We start from the raw sequence: 1,190 nt of genomic DNA, 5'->3' as shown, positions 1-1,190 counted from the left end.
CCCGAGGCACGTCCTCGGGCGTGATGGCAATGGACTTCCTTTCCTGATGACCATGATGTGGGTCGTCGACAAAGGAAACCAGGAACATTTCCTCTCCATCGTTCGAGACAGGCTGGACGTCCAGCTTAAAACCCACCACGTTGCCGTTTTGCACCGTCGTGCCTCCCGCCACCACGACACGCCCATTTCCCTGTCTCGCACGCTGGATGGCGAGCCTGAGCCTGCTGCGCACATCCTGCGAGGCCATTGCCAGGATGTCCTGAGTGGGAGGACCTGACGCGACATGCAGATACCGGTCGGTGGGTCCGACGGAATAGATGCACTCATGATCCCGGCTGATCAGGACGGTGGCAGGCGCGTGCGACTGTATGACCAACCGCCTGCACAACTCTGCCATGGCGGACTGGCGGGAGATGGCGTGGCCCTGCTCTTGCCGGGAGGCAATACGGACGGCGTTGGTCGAGTTCATCGAAAAGCCGACGTCGTGCGACCTGCCGTGACCCGTATGCCGATAAATGCGCTCTGACTTCGAAAGAATCTCGAAGCGGCCGTCAGGTTTTCCGACCGTCTCGGCGCTTCCGAGCAGAAGGATGCCGCCGTCGCGTAGTGCGAAGTGGAAAAGGGACACGACCTTCGTCTGTGCTTCGGGATTCAGATAAATAAGCAGGTTGCGGCACGAGACCATGTCAAGCCGGGAAAACGGCGGGTCCACAAGCACATCATGGGGTGTGAACACCACCATCGACCGCAGATCGGGCAATACCCTATAGTTGCTCCCTTCCCTGACGAAGAAAGTGGCCAGTCGAATGGGTGAGACATCGGCCTCAATGGTCACCGGATACAGCCCTTCGCGAGCCTTCGCAAGCGTAACCGGATCGGCATCCGAGGCAAAGACCCGCAGTTTGATGCTTCGCCTCGAGGCCTCGATCTCCTCGAGAAAAAGCATGGCAAGCGAATAGGTTTCCTCTCCGGTGCTGCACCCTGCGATCCAGATGCGGATGTCCTGACCTGGCGCATGGTTGCGGACAAGCTCGGGCACAACGGTGCTCGCCAGCAAATCAAAAACCTTCGGATCGCGAAAAAATTGCGTGACGTTAATCAGGATGTCTTTGGCGAGAAGTTCCAGTTCGGCAGGTTCGTTAGCGAGAACCTCAATGTAGCCCGCCATGTCGCGCGTCTCGACTGCCGCC

Annotated in this window: 1 protein-coding gene; it reads right to left on the bottom strand. The window is 58.8% G+C overall.

The genetic code is table 11. The annotated features are described in order from the left end of the window. Window positions 1–1,190 (bottom strand): CheR family methyltransferase (locus tag BSU04_RS38580; protein ID WP_144021490.1); only part of this gene is annotated, 1,190 nt, incomplete at both ends.

The organism is Caballeronia sordidicola (genome assembly GCF_002220365.1).
Taxonomy (GTDB): Bacteria; Pseudomonadota; Gammaproteobacteria; order Burkholderiales; family Burkholderiaceae; genus Caballeronia; species Caballeronia sordidicola_C.
The sequence above is the reverse complement of the archived record's forward strand: the minus strand, read 5'-3'. Positions and strand labels throughout refer to the sequence as shown.